At 38.7% G+C, this 18677-nt stretch carries 23 protein-coding genes; 14 read left to right on the plus strand and 9 right to left on the minus strand.

From position 1 onward, the window contains the following. On the plus strand, window positions 1–201 hold a 201-nt coding region (locus RFH42_RS08190), incomplete at its 5' end, for a transposase (RefSeq protein ID WP_308975117.1). Between the two features lie 34 nt (window positions 202–235). On the opposite strand, the gene RFH42_RS08195 is transcribed toward RFH42_RS08190, so the two are convergent. Then, window positions 236–1036 carry an NRDE family protein gene (locus tag RFH42_RS08195; RefSeq protein WP_308975119.1) on the minus strand — a complete coding sequence of 267 codons (801 nt, stop codon included), beginning with the start codon at window positions 1034–1036 and terminating at the stop codon, window positions 236–238. 93 nt (window positions 1037–1129) lie between these two features. Between RFH42_RS08195 and lgt the strand changes: the two genes are divergently transcribed. From lgt to RFH42_RS08210, 3 genes are all read left to right on the plus strand, one after another. Further along, the gene (gene lgt, locus RFH42_RS08200; RefSeq protein WP_308975120.1) at window positions 1130–1954 is read left to right on the plus strand and encodes a prolipoprotein diacylglyceryl transferase; all 825 of its coding nucleotides are present in this window, start codon (window positions 1130–1132) and stop codon (window positions 1952–1954) included. Window positions 1955–2064: 110 nt separating this feature from the next. Further along, window positions 2065–2442 (plus strand): hypothetical protein, encoded by a 378-nt coding sequence (locus tag RFH42_RS08205; protein ID WP_308975121.1) that lies wholly within the window; start codon window positions 2065–2067, stop codon window positions 2440–2442. Between the two features lie 33 nt (window positions 2443–2475). Beyond that, the gene (locus RFH42_RS08210) at window positions 2476–2853 is read left to right on the plus strand and encodes a hypothetical protein (protein ID WP_308975122.1); all 378 of its coding nucleotides are present in this window, start codon (window positions 2476–2478) and stop codon (window positions 2851–2853) included. A 15-nt stretch (window positions 2854–2868) separates the two neighbouring features. Here the strand turns inward: RFH42_RS08210 and RFH42_RS08215 are convergent, their stop codons facing one another. Continuing rightward, window positions 2869–3447, minus strand: coding sequence for a CHAP domain-containing protein (locus RFH42_RS08215; protein ID WP_308975123.1), 579 nt, complete (start codon window positions 3445–3447; stop codon window positions 2869–2871). Window positions 3448–3819: 372 nt separating this feature from the next. Here RFH42_RS08215 and thyA point away from each other — a divergent pair, with 372 nt between their 5' ends. The 4 genes from thyA to RFH42_RS08235 all read left to right on the plus strand — a co-directional run bounded on the left by thyA (window position 3820) and on the right by RFH42_RS08235 (window position 6815). Continuing rightward, window positions 3820–4662, plus strand: a complete 843-nt coding sequence (thyA, locus tag RFH42_RS08220) for a thymidylate synthase (protein WP_308975124.1) — start codon at window positions 3820–3822, stop codon at window positions 4660–4662. Continuing rightward, window positions 4659–5171 (plus strand): dihydrofolate reductase, encoded by a 513-nt coding sequence (locus tag RFH42_RS08225; RefSeq protein WP_308975126.1) that lies wholly within the window; start codon window positions 4659–4661, stop codon window positions 5169–5171. Before thyA ends, RFH42_RS08225 begins: the two co-directional genes overlap by 4 nt. A 29-nt stretch (window positions 5172–5200) precedes the next feature. After that, window positions 5201–6265: an Lnb N-terminal periplasmic domain-containing protein gene (locus RFH42_RS08230; RefSeq protein WP_308975128.1), complete on the plus strand. Its 1065-nt coding sequence runs from the start codon at window positions 5201–5203 to the stop codon at window positions 6263–6265. A gap of 109 nt (window positions 6266–6374) precedes the next feature. After that, window positions 6375–6815 carry an META domain-containing protein gene (locus RFH42_RS08235; RefSeq protein ID WP_308975130.1) on the plus strand — a complete coding sequence of 147 codons (441 nt, stop codon included), beginning with the start codon at window positions 6375–6377 and terminating at the stop codon, window positions 6813–6815. 131 nt (window positions 6816–6946) lie between these two features. On the opposite strand, the gene blaOXA is transcribed toward RFH42_RS08235, so the two are convergent. Further along, entirely contained in the window at window positions 6947–7750 is an 804-nt protein-coding gene (blaOXA, locus tag RFH42_RS08240; RefSeq protein ID WP_308975132.1) for a class D beta-lactamase, read from the minus strand. Window positions 7751–8076: 326 nt separating this feature from the next. Between blaOXA and msrA the strand changes: the two genes are divergently transcribed. Further along, a complete protein-coding gene (gene msrA, locus RFH42_RS08245; RefSeq protein WP_308975134.1) occupies window positions 8077–8601 on the plus strand; it encodes a peptide-methionine (S)-S-oxide reductase MsrA in 525 nt (174 codons plus the stop codon). A gap of 152 nt (window positions 8602–8753) precedes the next feature. On the opposite strand, the gene RFH42_RS08250 is transcribed toward msrA, so the two are convergent. The 4 genes from RFH42_RS08250 to RFH42_RS08265 all read right to left on the minus strand — a co-directional run bounded on the left by RFH42_RS08250 (window position 8754) and on the right by RFH42_RS08265 (window position 12252). Next, window positions 8754–9158, minus strand: coding sequence for an ExbD/TolR family protein (locus RFH42_RS08250; protein ID WP_308975136.1), 405 nt, complete (start codon window positions 9156–9158; stop codon window positions 8754–8756). Next, complete coding sequence (locus RFH42_RS08255; protein ID WP_308975137.1) at window positions 9158–9784, minus strand: MotA/TolQ/ExbB proton channel family protein; 627 nt, start codon at window positions 9782–9784, stop codon at window positions 9158–9160. The genes RFH42_RS08250 and RFH42_RS08255 overlap by 1 nt, the downstream gene beginning before the upstream one ends. A 10-nt stretch (window positions 9785–9794) precedes the next feature. Continuing rightward, window positions 9795–10631: a TonB family protein gene (locus RFH42_RS08260; RefSeq protein ID WP_308975138.1), complete on the minus strand. Its 837-nt coding sequence runs from the start codon at window positions 10629–10631 to the stop codon at window positions 9795–9797. Window positions 10632–11049: 418 nt separating this feature from the next. After that, entirely contained in the window at window positions 11050–12252 is a 1203-nt protein-coding gene (locus tag RFH42_RS08265; protein ID WP_308975139.1) for an MFS transporter, read from the minus strand. Window positions 12253–12362: 110 nt separating this feature from the next. Here RFH42_RS08265 and RFH42_RS08270 point away from each other — a divergent pair, with 110 nt between their 5' ends. Then, a complete protein-coding gene (locus tag RFH42_RS08270) occupies window positions 12363–12926 on the plus strand; it encodes a TetR/AcrR family transcriptional regulator (RefSeq protein WP_308975140.1) in 564 nt (187 codons plus the stop codon). 44 nt (window positions 12927–12970) lie between these two features. Here RFH42_RS08270 and purU read toward each other — a convergent pair whose 3' ends face one another. Both purU and RFH42_RS08280 read right to left on the minus strand, forming a co-directional pair. Next, a complete protein-coding gene (gene purU, locus RFH42_RS08275; RefSeq protein WP_308975141.1) occupies window positions 12971–13837 on the minus strand; it encodes a formyltetrahydrofolate deformylase in 867 nt (288 codons plus the stop codon). A 78-nt stretch (window positions 13838–13915) separates the two neighbouring features. Then, entirely contained in the window at window positions 13916–14608 is a 693-nt protein-coding gene (locus RFH42_RS08280; RefSeq protein WP_308975241.1) for a TetR/AcrR family transcriptional regulator, read from the minus strand. A 110-nt stretch (window positions 14609–14718) separates the two neighbouring features. On the opposite strand from RFH42_RS08280, the gene RFH42_RS08285 reads away from it, so the two are divergent. From RFH42_RS08285 to RFH42_RS08300, 4 genes are all read left to right on the plus strand, one after another. After that, window positions 14719–16167, plus strand: a complete 1449-nt coding sequence (locus RFH42_RS08285; RefSeq protein ID WP_308975142.1) for a coniferyl aldehyde dehydrogenase — start codon at window positions 14719–14721, stop codon at window positions 16165–16167. A gap of 163 nt (window positions 16168–16330) precedes the next feature. After that, entirely contained in the window at window positions 16331–16567 is a 237-nt protein-coding gene (gene rpmB, locus RFH42_RS08290; protein WP_000048256.1) for a 50S ribosomal protein L28, read from the plus strand. A 12-nt stretch (window positions 16568–16579) separates the two neighbouring features. Continuing rightward, entirely contained in the window at window positions 16580–16735 is a 156-nt protein-coding gene (rpmG, locus tag RFH42_RS08295) for a 50S ribosomal protein L33 (protein ID WP_001205031.1), read from the plus strand. Window positions 16736–16911: 176 nt separating this feature from the next. Next, window positions 16912–18633 carry a cation:proton antiporter gene (locus RFH42_RS08300; RefSeq protein ID WP_308975143.1) on the plus strand — a complete coding sequence of 574 codons (1722 nt, stop codon included), beginning with the start codon at window positions 16912–16914 and terminating at the stop codon, window positions 18631–18633. Window positions 18634–18677: the final 44 nt, after the last annotated feature.

The following is an 18677-nucleotide window of genomic DNA, read 5'->3' on the forward strand; positions in this document are numbered from 1 at the left end:
GTCAATGAATCCTATACCACCCAAACTTGTTCGCACTGCAAGAGTATATCAAGCAGTAGTCCGAAAGGTAGATCAGGACTTGGAATAAGAGAATGGCAGTGTGTGGAATGCGGTACATTTCACGATAGAGATATAAATTCAGCACTGAATATTCTTGCGCTTGGACATAAGCGTCTAGCAGTAGGAATCACCCCCATTTAAGGGGATGAGGATGTCAATTTCCCAACAATAAGATTTACACCAAACTTTCATCCTTACTTTTCCAAGTGGTATGTATATGTTTAATCTTATGCTTATCGCTTCCCTGCTGGGTTTTTTCCAGCCAATCCCAACCTTCTTGCCCCATTCTTAGCAAATTAGAACAGCGTGTACCATAATGTTCACTTTGAATAAAGGTAGAAGATAATAACTGCTCAAATGCAGGTGCTATTCCTGTTTGCGGCAATTGATTCATCGCCACTTTACGTTCATCTTCAAGTAAATCCCAAACTAAATTTTCAATTGTTGCGTCCAAGGTCTGCTCAAGTTGTAATAGCGGTAAAAACTCTTGTGTAAAACGTTGCCGTAAATGACGCGTTTTCGCCCAGTCATCAGATAAAATCCCATTCGATAAAACATATACACCTGCTGGCAAAACCTGAGGTGCCTCACCACGATTACTCAGATATACAGCTTGTTGACGATCTCCAACAAATAAATTAAAACCTGCATAATCACACTGTTGCTGTGCTAATTGTTGAGCAAAGCGTAATGGAGATTGTGTGGACTGCAAAAATTGCTGTACAAGATGACCGCGTGATGTCTGATACTGTCGTTGTTCATTTCCATCTCGATAATTGGTAATCACTGCCCAACGTCCCGTCTCAGTAATACCGAGCCATGTCCCTCCCGATTGCAAGTCTTGACCTGCGATCACCGGACTATTCTCCCAAAATCGCACTGCTGCACTTGGCCGTTGGTAAAACTCATCACGATTAGAAATCAAACAAAGTGGCAATTGATCTAAAACCTGCCATGCTAATGCAACTATACACATCGCGTAATTCCCTTAACTTTACACATTGAATGTACAACATTTTTCACATGATTAAGCTAAAATCTGTGCAAAACAGAATATCAAGGATATTGAATGCTGACCTATCCAAATATTGACCCAATTGCCTTATCGTTGGGTCCAGTCAAAGTACATTGGTATGGACTCATGTACCTTTTGGCATTTTTATGTGCTTGGGGACTAGCAAGTTATCGTGCAAAACAGCGTGATCATTGGTCCTCTGAAATGCTATCTGATCTTATTTTTTATGGGGCAATGGGGGTTATCCTCGGCGGACGTATTGGGTATGTACTCTTTTATGAATTTGACAAATTTATAGCAGATCCAATTTGGTTATTTAAAATTTGGACTGGCGGCATGAGTTTCCACGGTGGTTTCTTGGGCGTCATGATTGCCATGCTATTTTGGTGTTACAAATACAAAAAAACTTGGTTTGAGACTCTAGATTTTATTGCACCATGTGTTCCTACAGGCCTTATGTTTGGCCGTTTAGGCAATTTCATCGGTGGGGAGCTTTACGGTCGCCCGGTAACTGATCCCAACTTTGCTCTAGGTATGATCTTTCCAACAGATCCCCTCCAACTGGTTCGTCACCCCTCTCAAATCTATCAAGCCTTATGTGAAGGGCTCTTACTCTTTATTATTATCTGGTGGTTTAGCAGCAAACCGCGTCCACGTATGGCGGTGTCTGCAGTATTCCTAATGGGGTATGGCTGTGCACGCTTCTTTATGGAGTTCTTCCGCGAACCTGATGCTGACCAAGGTTTTATCTTATTAGGTTGGGTAACCAAAGGACAACTACTCTCTTTACCTATGATTTTAATTGGACTTTGGATGATCTGGTACGCCTATCAGAAAAAAATCTTTGATTGGGGTCCACAAAAAAATTCATCAATATAGAACCTAAATCAGAAATATAAACGGGGGATGTAAAACTACATCCCCCGTTTGCTATGTCTATAGTCAATACATATGTTAAAGTATTTTTATTCCACTGAATTGTTAATACTATGCTTGAATTTTGGTTTGATTCGACTATTTCTACCACAAAAAAATTAATGCTGTTTATCTTAATTGCGATGCTAACAATTGCACTCTATCTATACCAAGCCCTTGATCCGATTTCAATTCTTATGTTTATGGGTGCTGGAGTGATCTTTCTTATTTGCCGATATCTGAAACAACACTTTGCCCAAAATCATCCTACAGGCCTGCTGTATCGTTTTCTAACGTGGATTCCTGTTGCATGTATTCTTGCGCTGGTTCTTAAAAATATTCAAACTGGAGAAATTTTACTGCCAGGTGCGCAAGGTATTGGTTTTATGACATTAGCAGTATGTATATTTTCACCAATGTCCTTGTTTAATCAAAACCGTACCACCCCTTAAGCTTATGTATAACTTTTTATGCGAGTACGAGTAATGTTAGATTTTTGGTACTCTGAACGCTGTACGAGACAATTAAAACTACTACTTTGTATTGGTGTTTTTGCACTTTTATATTATTGCAACAACCTGCAAGAGCTACCACAATCCTTGGCATTATCTAGTCTAGCCATTGGATTCTTAGTACATTTTGTTTATAAAATACGTTTAAACACTTCAAAAAAACATATCCGATTATATGCTAAATGGCTATATCTGATCTTAATGCTAGTGTGGTTTGGACTCATTACCCAACTGCCTAAAACCAATCAATTGCTTTCAAGCATACAATTGGCTGGCTATAGTCTACTGGGGTTTTTTCTTGTTACTATTTATAGCCAACGCAGTCGTCGTCATGATTTAGATAAACGTTAAGTTATTACACATAAATTATAATAAGCGGTAGTAAGTATAAGTTACATTATCTTCTTTATATACATCATGGCTACGCTGTTGAAAATCAGATACCCATGCAGAGCCTGAAAAACCAGCAATATGCCCATAACGATGTTTTGCTGTACGATCAATAATATAAATATCACCTTCACGTGGTTGATCGAATGCTGGACTGATTTGTTTATAGCCGATTTTAACCAATGTATTGCCCCAGTCTGCAGCAGCAATAGGATGTTGACCAAATTTAGCGCCTGCACTCTCTAATGCTAAACGAATACTACGTGCGCAGCGTCTTGAACTACTCGTTGCTGAAATATTTTTTAGACGTTGAGCAAATTTATCAATATTTACGGATATGCCATTTTGGATGCTATCAAGAGAATATTGAGTACTAAAATAAGAGGGTTGTGTGTGGTTATTATCGTTTGTTTTTTGATTTGTAGATTTTGTTGAATGATTGGAATTTAAGTAAGGTTTTGAATCTGGGACATAGTGGTTAACGACGAGGTGTTCTGCTGCTGGTTCAATAATAGCATTTAGGTCCGATACATAGGGATTATAATCAATTAGCATTGTTAACTCTCAAGTTGCGTTCTAAATACTCTCCCTAAAGCAAGCAAGGACGAGCAAATAATTTCAAGCGTAAGATACTACCCGACTATGAGGAAAAGCCCATCCTTAAAATGTAAGGAAGTTTGTAAAACTGCCTTCAAAATTAGTTAACTTTATATTTAAAGAGAGTTTTTAAGTGGCTAAATTTCACCCACAACTTGCACAAATGGATCAATCTTTAATACTTTGATCATTATTCAATAGTCTCTAAAAATTACAATCTACAAAAGCAACTCGGGTTTTAGTATACTGACGAGTTGTAAAAAAATGGCTGAGTGAGCTTCAACATCGCTCACAACAACAACCATCCCTTCAGTGGAGTTTAAATCACGTATGCAAGTGTACCTCAACCTTCTACAACATATCCTCGATCAAGGCGCAGACAAGGGTGACCGTACAGGTACGGGTACGCGTTCAGTCTTTGGACATCAAATGCGTTTTGATCTATCTAAAGGTTTTCCCTTACTAACAACGAAAAAAGTACACTTCCGTTCTATTGCCATTGAACTCTTGTGGTTTTTAAAAGGCGATACGCATGTAAAGTATTTACAAGATCATAAAGTTACGATTTGGGACGAATGGTCAACAGCACAACAAACTGCTCGTTTTGGTCGTCCAGAAGGTGAGCTTGGCCCTGTTTATGGTCATCAATGGCGAAATTTTGCGGCAACAAAACTGCCAGATGGTAGCTATGCAAAAGATGGTTTTGACCAAATTCTATGGTTAATTAATGAGATCAAAACAAACCCTAATTCGCGTCGTTTAATTGTCTCTGGCTGGAATCCACATGAGGCAGGGCAAGTAGCTTTACCACCATGCCATACACTATTTCAATTTTATGTACACAACAACAAATTATCTTGCCAACTTTATCAACGTAGTGCAGATGTTTTTCTTGGTGTACCATTTAATATCGCAAGTTATGCCTTATTAACTCACATGATTGCTCAAGTCTGTGGACTAGGTGTAGGAGACTTTGTTTGGACTGGTGGAGATACGCACTTATATGCCAACCATTTCGAACAAGCTCAACTACAACTGAGCCGTGAACCATTACCTCTTTGCCAGTTGAAACTGAACCCAGCAATTACAGATATACTCGACTTCAAATTTGAAGATATTGAAATCGTTGACTATCAATCACATCCTGCAATCAAAGCTCCGGTGGCTGTATGAGTTTCCAAAATTTAGAATTAGTGCATGTAGTTGCAATGGATCAACAAAATTGTATTGGCAAAGCAAATGACCTGCCTTGGCATATTTCTGCTGATTTAAAACATTTTAAGGCGATTACTCAAGGTGGTGTCGTCGTAATGGGACGTAAGACACTTGAATCTATGGGCAGAACTCTACCCCATCGTACCAATTGGGTCATTACACGTGATCCAAACTGGTCCTTTGAGGGCGTTAAAGTTGCACACAGCCTAGAGGATGCATTACAACAGGCAGCTTTGGATGTCGCTGCCTCGGCTCAGCCTAACTGTATTTTTATTATTGGTGGTGGCGAAATTTTTAAACAAAGCATCAATATTACAGATCGTTTAGAAATTACTCATGTTGAGCTCGATGTACAAGGTGATACTCATTACCCGGCAATTCCTGAAAACTTCAAAAAAGTTGCTGCTGAGCAACATATTGATGACAAAACCGGGATTGCATTTGAGTTCGCAACTTATAGAAAATAATCGAATAAATTCCTAGTATTGGAACAACCATGCACAACATTGGTTTCCGAAAATTTATTCAGGCCTTGGCAAGTTTCAGCATTCATGCTGGTTTTACCCTTGGCGTATTTCTGAGCTCAATTTGGCTCTGTCTAGCACTTTGGATTCAACAGCCTGGTGGTCGCTGGGTCAGTATTGTACTAATGACGCTCTGGGCACTATTTGCAATGAGTATCTTAGGAATTTACTTTACCCAGCATGTTTTTAGTCGCCAAAAAGATCGTATTATTTACCTCTTGGTTTTTGCCTTAAGCTTAGTCTGGTATTTCAATATTCCAGCTAAACAAGATCGTGATTGGGATCCGGAAGTTGCACGTATTTTCAGTTATGAAAAACAGGGTAATATCATCACTATTCATAATGTTCGTAATTTTGCTTGGCATGAAAATGGCAAGTATGATGAACGTTGGGAAAGTCGCCAGTATGATCTTAATCAAATTACGGGTGTAAATATCATCACTTCGTATTGGATGGGGCCACAAATTGCACATACGCTGGTCAGTTTCGATTTTGCTCATCAACGTCCTTTAGTCTTCTCAATTGAAATTCGTAAAGAAAAACAAGAAAGCTTTTCAGCCATAGGCGGTTTTTTCCGACAATTTGAATTAAGTTTAATCGCGGCCGATGAAAAAGATATTATTTATACACGAAGTAATATTCGTAATGAACAGGTCTACTTCTTCCCAATCAAAATGTCTAAAACTGCGATGCAAGCACTATTCATAGAATATCTGCATAAGTCCGATGAGTTAGCAGCATCACCTAAATGGTATAACACCATCACCAGTAACTGTACTACGATCATTTTTGATATTGCCCAAACCATTGAAGAAAGCCTACTCCCCAAAGACTATCGTTTACTGGTCTCAGGATATTTACCCAATTATCTGTATGATCTAGGCGTTCTAGATCCGAGCTGGAGCATAGAGCAATGGTATCAATATGCTCATGTCAACCCACGAACAGATGATTTTAATCTACAACAGAATCAAAGCAGCTTCGCATATTCGCAACGTATTCGTCAGGGTTTAATTCAACCTAAACCAAGCAAATAGCAAGCAATACAATCTTAAAGACTATTTTTAGTACTTCAGTCAAAGAATGTACTAGTGGTTGTCATAATTTTTTGCTTAAATCATCTGAAATAGATTTGAGTATTGACCAATGATAAAAAAACAAATTTTAGCTGCACTTTTGATTGCAGGAACTATCAATATGGTGGCTTGTAATAGTATTCCAGACCAACAGCAACAACAAAATATTGCATTACTACAGCAACATAATTGGGAACTTAGTCAAATCGGTGCGACTGAAATTAACATTAAAAATAAATCACGTCCCAACCTTGTATTAAATGCCGCAGATCAAAGTGTCAGTGGTAGCGATGGCTGCAACCGTTTAGTAGGTAGTTATCAAGTAAAAGATCAACAGATTCAATTTCAGAATCTTGTTAGTACACGTATGATCTGTACAGATAACTTGCAACAAGTAGAAAGATTTAATCAAGCTCTAACTAAAGTAAGAGCTTATCAAGTTTATGACTCAACTTTGCGCTTACTTGATCGTCACGGCAATGTCCTGTTGTTATTTCGCGCAAGCAAATAACACTTTTCCTAACATTCACCCATTTGCATTTTATGTAATCAAAAACAGCTCAATGGGCTAACTCTTCTCTATAAAACTTGGTGAATCATTCAGACTTGACTCAATATTCACCAAGTTAAATTAAACGTTGCCTAAGGCTTAATATTTTTTAGCACCTCAGGCAAATGCTGTAATAAATCATCACGTACACGCAGCCCTGCATTCGGTTTCTGCGTGTATTCGTCTTGGTCAAGTTGAACAAAAATAATTTTCTTTCCATTTTTTTCAGCCCAACCAACATACCAGCCATATGCTTGGCTTGCATCATAGTGACCATCTACGCCAGGTGATCCCGTACCAGTCTTGGCATAAATCGTCCATCCATCTCGCTTCACTTCATTTTGAATTAGCCGCTCTGTCATTTCATATGCATATGGACTCAAAGGGAACTCCCGATTCGCCACTTGACGTATAAATTGTAATTGTTCTAAAGCTGAAATTTGTAGCGAAGATACTACCCAAACTGCTTGTTGACCCGCATCTTTAACAGGTATTGCTGTTACATCCTGATTACCGTATTTAAACTGCTGTACATAATGATTAAATTTATTCTGTCCAAGTTGCTCAACAACTTGCTGTGAATACCAAAATACAGAATATTTCATCCACGCGGCTGGATCAATTTGACCTTTCCACTGTGCTCCACCCCAATCAGCATAATGTGTTTGGTACTCCAAGACCGGCTGATTCACTGTTTTTAATACTTTGGCATCGTATCCCATCAAGCTAATGGCGATTTTAAAAGTAGAAGCTGGTGTTATACGTTGTTCACATGCCAGCCCCTGTTGCTGTATCAACTGGCCTGTTTCTGCATCGGCAAACAACGTACATAAATTTTTTGCAAAAATATTTTGGCTACACCCCAACAAGAGTAAAGCACTTATCATTTTTTTCATCAGGTTTCTATTCTCATCATCTCAAGTAGGAATGTAATCTAGCAATTAAGTATAAGATAAAGCACAAAAACACCCATATTTTTTTTAAAATTACACTTAATATCTTAATCAAAATTTGATCAAGCATGACTAGAATCATCGCTTGACATCACATGAATGACAGTCCAAGTTATAACGATTATGCGTGTTCACAGCCTTAGATGATATAAAGAAGGTTTGGAGTCTTTTTTTAATTTCTTCCTTTAACTGTCTATCTCTAAGTTTGTTTTCATTTTAGAATTTAAGACCAAGCAACTTTACAAAATAAATTGTTAGGAACAATGATTATGCAACAAGCACTCTTTGGTGGAGGCTGCTTTTGGTGTGTTGAAGCAGTATTTCTATCGCTCAAAGGCGTAACACAAGTTAAAAGTGGTTATGCTGGTGGACATGTAGAAAACCCAAGCTATGAACAAGTTTGTCAAGGTGATACTCAGCATGCCGAAGTGATTTTAATAGACTATGATGATCGTCAAATTCAATATAAACAGCTTCTTGATGTGTTTTTTGCAACTCATGATCCAACTACACTCAACCGTCAAGGAAATGATATTGGTACCCAATATCGCTCTGTCATTTATTATGCCAATGCGGAACAACAGCAAATTGCGCAAAGTTATATTGATGAATTAAAACAAGATGATATTGCTGTAGTTACCGAACTCAGTGCTTGGCCTAAATTCTATCCAGCCGAAGATTATCATCAAAATTATTTTGAGAAAAACCCAGAGCAAGGATTTTGTAACTTCGCCATTCCACCTAAGCTGGCTAAACTGCGACAGAAGTTCAATCAACTATTAAAAGACCAATAAGTCAAAGCGCCCTCAATCAGATTCTTAACTGAGTCACATGATGAGATAGATCATGCTTAATGACCTATCTAAGATGTAAAAAAAAATGCAAATTGACAATAAAAAGAGCGATCAAATGATCGCTCTTTTTATTATTTCTAACCTATGAGTAATTAATTATCACTCACAAAGGCAATATCATTGAGCCCTGCTTGACTAGCACGTGACATGACTTGAGCCACCATATCATATCGAGACTCTTTATCAGCGCGAAGTTGAATCGATGGTTTTACATCTGATTTTGCTGCTTGAGTGAAACGTTTTTGCATTTCATCTAAAGTAATCACTTCAGTTCCCCACGATACTTCACCTTTAGCATTAATACTAATCGTGATTTCACTTTCTGGTGGTTCAACAATATCTGCCGTGGTCTTTGGTAAGGTTAATGGTACTGATGGGTTAGCAACTGTCGCTGTGACCAAAAATATGATCATCAATACCAACATAATATCGATTAGCGGAATGAGGTTCATCTCATTCATGCCAGAATCGTTGTCTTCACCCAATTGAAAAGCCATTAAGCTTGACCTCCTGCCAATTCACTATTCACTGTATTATTGTTTGTTACGGTTTGCTTTGAACTGTCTTGTTGCAACATTGTATCAATCAATAACGCATGAGCTTGATCTTGCAATTCATTGGACAAACTACGGTTATAGCGTACACAAATGTTATATGCCAACACCGCAGGAATCGCCACCGCTAAACCAAGACCTGTCATGATCAAAGCTTCACCAACAGGTGTCGCAACTTGCGCCAAGCCTGCTTGACCGCTTTTACCAACAGCAACAAGCGCGTGGAAAATTCCCCATACCGTACCAAACAAACCAACGAATGGTGCTAATGAAGCAATTGTTCCTAAAACTGAAGCTCCTTTTTCAGCAGATGCTTTTTCAACAGCGATCTGACGTAATAAGGCTTGTTCTGCTACTGCTTTGCGCTGTTCAAAAGTTAATGGCGCAAATTTAGCCTTCAACTGTTGTAATGCTTGAGCAAGGTGGGTTTGTGCGGTCTGTTTTAACTGACGTGTACCCATAAGACGCAGAATAAAAATCGTCCACGTAGCAATCGACATTGCTAAGAGTACAAAATACAGTGTCTTACTGATTGCGTCAGCATGTTGCCAATAAACTGAAAAGTTCATGCTCCGATTCCTATCTTTTTGATGCGTTATTTGGTTTAAGTTCATATGGTTGGCTGAAACTTACTGGATAAGCTACGCCATCTTTCACATACGGTTTAATTTTTGCGCGTTTTACTGCATTGACAAACTTGGTGTCTAATACAGAGGCACCACTGCCTTTGGCTAATCGTACTGAAGTCACATTACCACTACTATCCGCTTCAACTTCAAGTAATAAAGAACGTGTTTCACCTTGAAGATCTTTATCCACATAACTCGGTTTTGGTTCACGAATCCAACGGATATCACCAGGTCCAATACGTTGTGGTTTTTTATTCTCAGCAGCACGGCGTTGTTCTTCAGCACGACGCTGTTCATCGGCACGACGTTGCTCATCGGCACGGCGCTGCTCATCGGCACGACGTTGTTCATCGGCACGACGTTGTTCATCGGCACGGCGCTGCTCATCGGCACGACGTTGTTGTTCTAGCTTTAGTTGCTCTAACTTTTGTTTCTCTAAAGTATCATCTTGATGAATCGCCTTTTCCTGAGTTACCGCTGGTTTTTGTGCGATCACTTTTGGCTTCACCACAGGTGGTGGTGGTACAACAGGCTGAGGCTTCGGCTTTGGTTGTACTTTCGGCTTCACTGGTGGTGGAGGTGGCGGTGGTGGAGGTACATCTTCTTCAATTTTAACCAATTTTACTCTAATTGGTTTTTTTTCAACAGGTTTCAGCTCAGGTGTTTGCATCTGGCTAACAACCCAAAGTACTCCGATATGTCCAACCAACACTGCGACCAAGGCAATAATAAACTTTTGTAGCAACGGCTGAGGATGCGAAATACGTGACTCGGAAGACTGACTCATAGGTACAGAACCTTAAACGAAGCATTTCACCTTAATCAAATGAACAGTGAATGAACACGTGGTAAACAGGTGACAACAATTGAAATTGACCTAATAATAAATGAGAAGTGTTTTCATTTGCAACCATTTTTTATCTTCACGTGTTTTTTAAAATAAAAAAATATGATTGTTACTCAAAGCTCAATATATTAGATAACTGTTCGAGGCATATTGAGAATATATTACATATACCCAAGTCAATATGGCACAGTCCTTATTCATTTACCTAAATGCATTTGTAACTCAATTAATTCAGCTTGAAAGTATTCACCCCACAGAATCAATACTGAATCATGTTTATATCTTTTACTCCCCTCAATACCTTTAAACCTTTACTCGAAATCATTATCTAGCTAATCTATTTATTTCATCTTATGTACTACTGTTCTCTTGGTAGTCTCAATATAAAAAATAAGGCAATAACACTTAATGTAATTATAGAAATAACATACAGATTTGAACTATTCATCAAACCTATTTTATTTACCATCACACCAGCAATAATTGCAGGAATACTAAAAGCCAAATAACTTTCTACATAAAATGCTGCCATTAATCCTGCACGTTGTTCAGGTTGAGCTAATGGCATCACGACACGAATTGCTCCCATGAAACTGGTTCCAAAACCTAATCCAGCAATAAATACACCAAAAAATAGCGCAATCATATTGGCTGTATTAATGGAAAATATAAGAATAGATGTTCCTATAATTAAATTTATCGTGCCAAATTTAAGAACGAATATAGACGCAGATTGGCGTAAAAATAGAATCCCAATTGCACCAGAGAGTGTCATTACACTAAAAGAAAGCCCATTAAGCCATACTGAATCAATATGAAAAGCGTGGCGTAATAACGAAGGCATCAAAGATAGAAAGAATCCACTTATCATCCATAACGCAATATTCACTGGACTAATACTAATCAAAGCAAATTTAGCTGCCGTAGGCACAGCCATTTTAGGCCTTAAAGAAGCTAAAGCACCCGGTCTTTTCACAGCGGATTCTGGCGTAAAAAAGGTGAATAATAATTCAATAAAATATATGGAAATCAATACAATAAAGATATGTTTTAAAGGCATATTCGAATACTGAAGAATCAAACATGCAATGATTGCCCCCACTGCCATACCAAACATTGGAGAAATACTATTAATTAATGCTCCCTTTGTTTTACTTAAATCTAAAAGTGCAGCACCAATAGATGAAACAGCTAGAGCCGTTGCAACGCCTTGAAATCCCCTTGCAATAAAAAGCATGGAAATATCTGTTGAAAATAAGAAAAAAAACATTGATATCATCTGTAAAAATATCGCAAATATAATCACAGGACGTCGACCGATATAATCAGAGAGTGAGCCAACAACTAATAATGACAATAAGAGTAAAAAAGCATAAGTGGCAAAAATTAACGTCAATATGACTGGAGAGAAATGCCAGAGTTGTTGATAAATTTGGTATAGAGGTGCAGGTGCACTTGCCGCCGCCATAAAAGACATTATTGTCACTGTATGCAATACAAGTGTAGCTTTTTCATTCAGTCTCAATATTGAAAACTTTGAATCTTTACTAAAATCATTCATAGATTATCCGCAGTATAAAAGCTAATATTTAGCTTTTATACTCCAAATGATTCATTAACGCTATTTTTTTGCTTTAATATACTAAAATGTCATTTGGACTTAATTTAGAAATGTCAAAAGTTGTCACTGGATTACGTCCAGGTGGACGAAGTGCACGAATACAACATGTCGTTCATCAAGCTGTCCTAGAGCTACAGCTTGAAATAGATCCCTCTCAGATCAATGTGCCGTGTATTGCAAAAAGAGCGGGGGTCACTCCATCTACAATTTATCGGCGCTGGGGTAATCTTGCTACACTGTTGTCTGATGTCGCTTTAGCGAGACTACAACCCGATTGCTTACCACAAGATTGTGGTTCCTTCCAAGCCGATTTATATGCATGGGTAGAACAATACTTTGAAGAATACACCTCAGATGTAGGTCGCAGTTTATTAGTTGATATTGCTTCTGATCCAGACTCAGAGAATCGAGAGCAATGTTATGACTTGGTCAGCCAGCAACTTGATGTGATTAAAAATAGAGCCATACAGAGAAATGAACCCTATATAGACAATCAGATTATTATTGAGCTTATTGTTTCACCCATTATTTATATGATTTTATTTTCAAAGCATGCCTTAGAAAGCTCTTATGTGGAAACATTATTAACGAGATTATTTGAGCATTATTATTAAATAAAGAAGAGCACAGCTTAACTGTGCTCTTTACTGCATAATTTTTATTGAAAAACCACTGTTTTATTACCATCGACAATAATACGATCTTCAAGATGCCATTTTACTGCGCGTGCCAAAACGTTTCTTTCCACGTCTTGACCTAATTCACGTAATTGCTCAACAGTGAAATCATGATTTACACGTTCAACATCTTGTTCAATGATTGGGCCTTGGTCAAGGTCAGCCGTAACGTAATGTGCTGTAGCCCCAATCAATTTAACCCCTTTTTCATAGGCCTGTTTATAAGGGTTAGCACCAACAAATGCTGGTAAAAATGAATGATGAATGTTAATAATTTTCATCGTCCATTTTGAAACAAATTCTTCACTTAAAATTTGCATATAACGAGCAAGAACCAATAAGTCATTCCCTTGCATTAATTCATCAATTTTTGCATAGGCTTCAACTTTATTGTCTTTTGTTACTGGGACAACTTCAAATGGAATACCAAAATTTTCGACTGATTCACGCAAATCTTCATGGTTGGAGATTACTTTAGTAATTTCACAATCTAAACCACCACGAGCATGACGCCAAAGTAATTCTAGTAAAGCATGATCGACTTTAGAGACTAAAATACCCACTTTTTTACGATCGCTGACCAATGCCAAACGCCATTGCATGTCATAACGCTCAGCAACATTTACAGCAAAAGTTTGTAAGAGACTTTCTTTACGTGTTTGTAAATGCTCAAGTTCAAATTCCACTCGCATGAAATAACGTCCACCTTGAGCTTCAGTTGCATATTGATCAAGTGCAGTAATGTTAGCACCTTGATGATACAAAAAGCTCGATACAGCTTGCACGATACCTGGCTTGTCTTCACAAGTAATCAGTAGCCGTGCTGTGTTAGCGGTGGTCATATTCATGTGTAAAAAAATCACTTTTTGATAAAAACAGCAGCATAGTTTAATGGTTTTTCCGTAGCTTTCAATCTCCTAGAGATTTTATTGCGTTTTAACATTGGAAAGGCTCGCAAATAATTCGGACGTACCAAAACTATCCAGCAGCCGCTCATATGTTTCACGGCTTTCGCCACGTAAATAGGGTCCTTCTAAAAACACCATTTGTCTAAGTGCTTGCCAAACCCATTTTTCGTCCAAGTGATTAGAATCACTCAAATGACCAGACATATATAAGAAGTTCGTCCAGTTAGTCAGTACAATCCAAATGTTAATGATCAATGCTTCAATTTCAGAAGCGGTCATTTGCATTAAACCAGCATCAACAAAAGCCTGATAGATTCGTTGTCCTTGCTGCATGACTTGACCAGCAAAATGCGGATAAGCTTTACGAAACTCATCATTATTTTCAATCAAGTGATAAACATCCCGATGTAGAAATCTAAATTCCCATAATTGACTACTCAAAACCTGAAAGTAACGAATCTTATCATTTGCATTGACTGGTCGGTCATCAGGTAAAGCTAACATCGCTAAAGTCTCACGTTGATAGTGTTCCATTAACTGCTTGATTATTTCTTGCTTATTTCTAAAGTGATAATACAAATTCCCTGGACTAATGCCTAACTCAGCAGCAATATGATTTGTAGTTACTGCACGCTCCCCTCGCTCATTAAACAACTGTAAACTAATCTGTAAAATTCGATCTTTTGTTTTAAGATTCTTTGTAACTTCCATCCAAACACCACCACTCTTTTCAGCACGATGCTGACTTAACCCGACTTGACTACTTAGAGTATTTACTCTAAAAATATCACTAATATATTTTTCCACTCTTGGTGTGTATCATGAACAGCCAAACAAAAAACAATTCTATGACTCATTTTCAACCAGAAGTACAACATTTACAGCAATTGTTAGAACAGCAGAAGTTTGCTTACCAACGCTATCCAATGCCCACAGCCAAAGAGCGAATTGAACGTTTGGCACGCTTAAAAACCGTCTTAGTTAAATACCAAAATCAAATCGTAACAGCAATTTCACAAGATTATGGCAATAGAGCTGCTGCAGAAACTAAGATTGGTGAGCTTCTTACTTGCCTTGAACAGATCAAATATTATAGTAAGCATTTAACACAATGGATGAAACCCTCAAAACGTCATGTGAGTTTTATCCATCAACCAGCAAAAGCATGGGTACAATACCAGCCTCTAGGGGTCATTGGTATTATTGCACCATGGAACTACCCTTTACTACTTTCTGTAGGCCCTCTCATTTGTGCATTAGCAGCAGGTAATCATGCCATGATTAAAGTCTCTAGTGCCTCATCACATTTTGGTATTTTACTCAAAGATATCATGGCTGAGATTTTTCCTCGTGAGCTTGTCGCAGTTGTCAATGGTGGTGGCCCAATTTCAGATGCCTTTAGCCATCTCGCTTTTGATAAAATTATTTTTACTGGCTCAACAAATATCGGTAAAACCGTTATGGCCGCGGCATCTCAAAACCTCGTTCCAGTTATTTTAGAATTAGGTGGGAAATCTCCTGTTGTTGTACATCCATCATGTGATTTGTTTGATGTTGCTCAACGTATCTCGTTTGGTAAATTATGGAATGCTGGACAAACATGTGTTGCACCAGATTACATGTTTTTACCACGTGGTAAGGTAGATGAATTTATTAATCAGTATCGACAAGTCGTTACTGCAATGTACCCAAGCCTATCGCACAATCCAGACTATACCTCTATTGTAAACGACAAGCAGTATCAACGTATTCAATCATATATCGAAGATGCTGTCGCTCAAGGTGCTGAATTAATTGAAATTAACCCGAGCCATGAAAATGTCAGTCATGTACGGAAAATTGCCCCGACCCTATTGTGTAAAGTCACAGCTCAAATGCAAATTATGCAAAATGAGATCTTCGGTCCTGTACTTCCAATCATAGAATACGATCAAATTGATGATGTTATCGAGTTTATTAATCAGAGACCTCGTCCACTTGCTTTATACTATTTCGACTTCGATCAAGCACGTGCTGACTACGTCGCTCAGCGCACCCATTCTGGACATTTTGGTCAAAATGCGGTGCTCACTCATGTCGCACAAGATGACCTTCCTTTTGGAGGCGTTGGTGCATCTGGCATGGGGAAATATCATGGACCTGAAGGCTTCTTCAACTTGTCTCATGAACGTTCGGTCATGTCGATCCCCAAATTGTTTAATCTAAAATTTATTATGCCCCCTTTCAATAAAGCGGCTCATAATCTTTTAGAGAAAACTTTCTTGCGCTAACTGATCAAGGCATGATCTTTTAGATTAGATCATGCTGTGTTTTATATAATTTCGCTTGTCTTTTAAGCGTATTTTTGATATAAAACGCCCCTTGAAAGAATTCATTGTTTTAATTTGACTGGCCAAACAGGTTTGCTGTTGGCTAAATCATTGGAGTTACACCATGTCTAAGGTTTGCCAAGTTACCGGCAAGCGTCCAGTCGTTGGTAACAACGTCTCGCACGCCAACAACAAAACTAAGCGCCGGTTCGAGCCGAACCTGCACCACCACCGTTTCTGGTTAGAAAGCGAAAAACGTTTTGTACGTCTTCGCCTAACCACTAAAGGTATGCGTATTATCGATAAATTGGGCATTGAAAAGGTTGTAGCTGATCTTCGTGCTCAAGGTCAAAAGATCTAAGGAGACAGTACAATGCGTGATAAGATTCGCCTAGTTTCTTCAGCTGGTACAGGTTATTTCTATACTACGACTAAGAACAAACGCACAATGCCGGAAAAAATGGAAATCAAAAAATTTGATCCAAAAATCCGCCAACACGTGATTTTCAAAGAAGCTAAAATCAAATAATTTTAGTTTTAGAAAAGAAACGACTTCACACGGAGTCGTTTTTTTTTGTATTTTTTACATGCATAAATAAAATCTAAATGTTTTTCACTGTACCTTATAATCTAACTCGTAATTGTAAACCCTATTACCCCCATGATACTCCAGTTTAATCCAAGCTAATTTACAAGGAGCCTTGCGTGCCACATGATGTCGATCTAATTATCCTTCTTGCTGTAGGTTTTGGTTTCGCCCTAGTTTTTGGCTACATTGCCGCACGTCTTCGCCTCCCCCCCTTAATTGGTTATTTAATCGCTGGAATTATCATCAGCCCAAACACTCCTGGAATCATAGCCGACACACATATTGCCAACCAACTTGCTGAACTTGGCATCATGTTTTTAATGTTTGGCGTGGGGATTCATTTTTCCCTCAATGACCTACTACAAGTTAAACGTATTGCCGTACCAGGTGCCATTCTACAAATTACAGTTGCTACAATTTTAGGGATGTTTGTAGCTACACTCTGGGGATGGAGTTTTGGCTCAGCTTTAGTATTCGGCCTAAGCCTCTCTTGTGCCAGTACAGTAGTTCTCCTCAAAGCCCTTGGAGACCGAGGTCTGCTTGATTCTGTGAATGGTAAAATTGCAGTTGGCTGGCTTCTGGTTGAAGACCTCGTCATGGTGCTGGTGCTTGTCTTGCTTCCTGCAATTGCCGTACTTTTGGGTGGAACAACACCAAATGAACTTAGTAACGATCAAAGCATTAGCACAACCATTATTTTCACCTTAGTTAAAGTTGCTGGTTTTATTGCCTTTATGCTTATTATTGGCAAGCGACTTGTCCCTAAAATCATGCAAATCGTGGCTCGTATTGGCTCTCGTGAACTTTTCACTCTCACCGTTGTTGCTTGTGCCGTCTCCATCGCCTATGGATCCTATGCCATTTTTGGTGTTTCAATGGCACTGGGTGCATTCTTTGCTGGCATGGTGGTAAAAGAGTCAGATTTTAGTCACCGTGCTGAACTTGAAACCCTCCCACTCAAAGAAATTTTTTCCACTCTTTTCTTTGTATCAGTAGGTATGTTGTTTGATCCCGCTATTATTGTTGAACAACCGCTCCATATTTTGGCGGTGATTGGCATTATTATGCTGGGTAAAACATTAGCTGCAATGGCCCTAGTACTATTCTTCCGCTATCCACTTAACACCGCACTTACTGTAGGTGCGAGTTTGGCACAAATCGGAGAGTTTTCATTTATTTTAGCTACCATGGGCCTTACACTAGGTTTGCTTAGTAATGAAGCACAGAACCTAATTTTAGCGGGTGCATTATTCTCTATTTCACTTAATTCGGTACTTTTTTCCGCAATCAATCCTGTACTCCATTGGATTCGTCAACGTTCACATTTAGCTCGCCTTCTTGAACGTAGTAACGATCCGCTTTCCATGCTACCCGATGAAGTGGACCAAGATTACTTGAGAGACCAAGTCGTGATTATTGGCCATGGTGAAGTTGGTCGCCATATCACTCAAAGTCTTATGCAAGATGGTATTAAAGTCGTTATTGCCGAAGAAAACCGAGAAATTGTCGAAGACCTCCGAGAAAAAGGAATTGCAGCAGTATCTGGTAGTGCCATTGAGCCTGGCGTACTCATTCAAGCCCACATTCAACATGCGCGCCTACTGGTCATCTCACCAATGGACTTACTCGATATCCATAAAATTATCGATACCGCCAAGTTACTCAACCCCTATATTCAGGTTCTGATTTGTGCCGAAACACGCGAACAAGCCAATCTTATCCGCGAGGAAAATTTAGGTCAGGTCTATTATGCAAAAGAAGAAATGGCCAAGAGTATGAGCACTCATATTCTCCACCAAATTGAACTTGCACACAGCAATGGCTCATCAGCACACTAAAAATATTAAGGCCTCTCACAACTACTCATGAGAGGCCTTAAACT

It is taken from the genome of Acinetobacter rudis, from assembly GCF_031157835.1.
GTDB classification, from domain to species: Bacteria; Pseudomonadota; Gammaproteobacteria; order Pseudomonadales; family Moraxellaceae; genus Acinetobacter; species Acinetobacter rudis_A.

Bases quoted from the DNA above. Each gene is read 5' to 3' on its own strand.
- RFH42_RS08225 (WP_308975126.1), top strand. From the start codon at position 4,659: ATGAGTTTCCAAAATTTAGAATTAGTGCATGTAGTTGCAATGGATCAA.
- RFH42_RS08265 (WP_308975139.1), bottom strand. From the start codon at position 12,252: ATGAATGATTTTAGTAAAGATTCAAAGTTTTCAATATTGAGACTGAAT.
- RFH42_RS08195 (WP_308975119.1), bottom strand. From the start codon at position 1,036: ATGTGTATAGTTGCATTAGCATGGCAGGTTTTAGATCAATTGCCACTT.
- RFH42_RS08260 (WP_308975138.1), bottom strand. From the start codon at position 10,631: ATGAGTCAGTCTTCCGAGTCACGTATTTCGCATCCTCAGCCGTTGCTA.
- RFH42_RS08210 (WP_308975122.1), top strand. From the start codon at position 2,476: ATGTTAGATTTTTGGTACTCTGAACGCTGTACGAGACAATTAAAACTA.
- msrA (WP_308975134.1), top strand. From the start codon at position 8,077: ATGCAACAAGCACTCTTTGGTGGAGGCTGCTTTTGGTGTGTTGAAGCA.
- RFH42_RS08215 (WP_308975123.1), bottom strand. From the start codon at position 3,447: ATGCTAATTGATTATAATCCCTATGTATCGGACCTAAATGCTATTATT.
- RFH42_RS08280 (WP_308975241.1), bottom strand. From the start codon at position 14,608: ATGGAAGTTACAAAGAATCTTAAAACAAAAGATCGAATTTTACAGATT.
- thyA (WP_308975124.1), top strand. From the start codon at position 3,820: ATGCAAGTGTACCTCAACCTTCTACAACATATCCTCGATCAAGGCGCA.
- rpmG (WP_001205031.1), top strand. From the start codon at position 16,580: ATGCGTGATAAGATTCGCCTAGTTTCTTCAGCTGGTACAGGTTATTTC.
- RFH42_RS08270 (WP_308975140.1), top strand. From the start codon at position 12,363: ATGTCAAAAGTTGTCACTGGATTACGTCCAGGTGGACGAAGTGCACGA.
- RFH42_RS08255 (WP_308975137.1), bottom strand. From the start codon at position 9,784: ATGAACTTTTCAGTTTATTGGCAACATGCTGACGCAATCAGTAAGACA.
- RFH42_RS08250 (WP_308975136.1), bottom strand. From the start codon at position 9,158: ATGGCTTTTCAATTGGGTGAAGACAACGATTCTGGCATGAATGAGATG.
- rpmB (WP_000048256.1), top strand. From the start codon at position 16,331: ATGTCTAAGGTTTGCCAAGTTACCGGCAAGCGTCCAGTCGTTGGTAAC.
- RFH42_RS08205 (WP_308975121.1), top strand. From the start codon at position 2,065: ATGCTTGAATTTTGGTTTGATTCGACTATTTCTACCACAAAAAAATTA.
- lgt (WP_308975120.1), top strand. From the start codon at position 1,130: ATGCTGACCTATCCAAATATTGACCCAATTGCCTTATCGTTGGGTCCA.
- RFH42_RS08285 (WP_308975142.1), top strand. From the start codon at position 14,719: ATGAACAGCCAAACAAAAAACAATTCTATGACTCATTTTCAACCAGAA.
- RFH42_RS08235 (WP_308975130.1), top strand. From the start codon at position 6,375: ATGATAAAAAAACAAATTTTAGCTGCACTTTTGATTGCAGGAACTATC.
- purU (WP_308975141.1), bottom strand. From the start codon at position 13,837: ATGAATATGACCACCGCTAACACAGCACGGCTACTGATTACTTGTGAA.
- RFH42_RS08230 (WP_308975128.1), top strand. From the start codon at position 5,201: ATGCACAACATTGGTTTCCGAAAATTTATTCAGGCCTTGGCAAGTTTC.
- blaOXA (WP_308975132.1), bottom strand. From the start codon at position 7,750: ATGAAAAAAATGATAAGTGCTTTACTCTTGTTGGGGTGTAGCCAAAAT.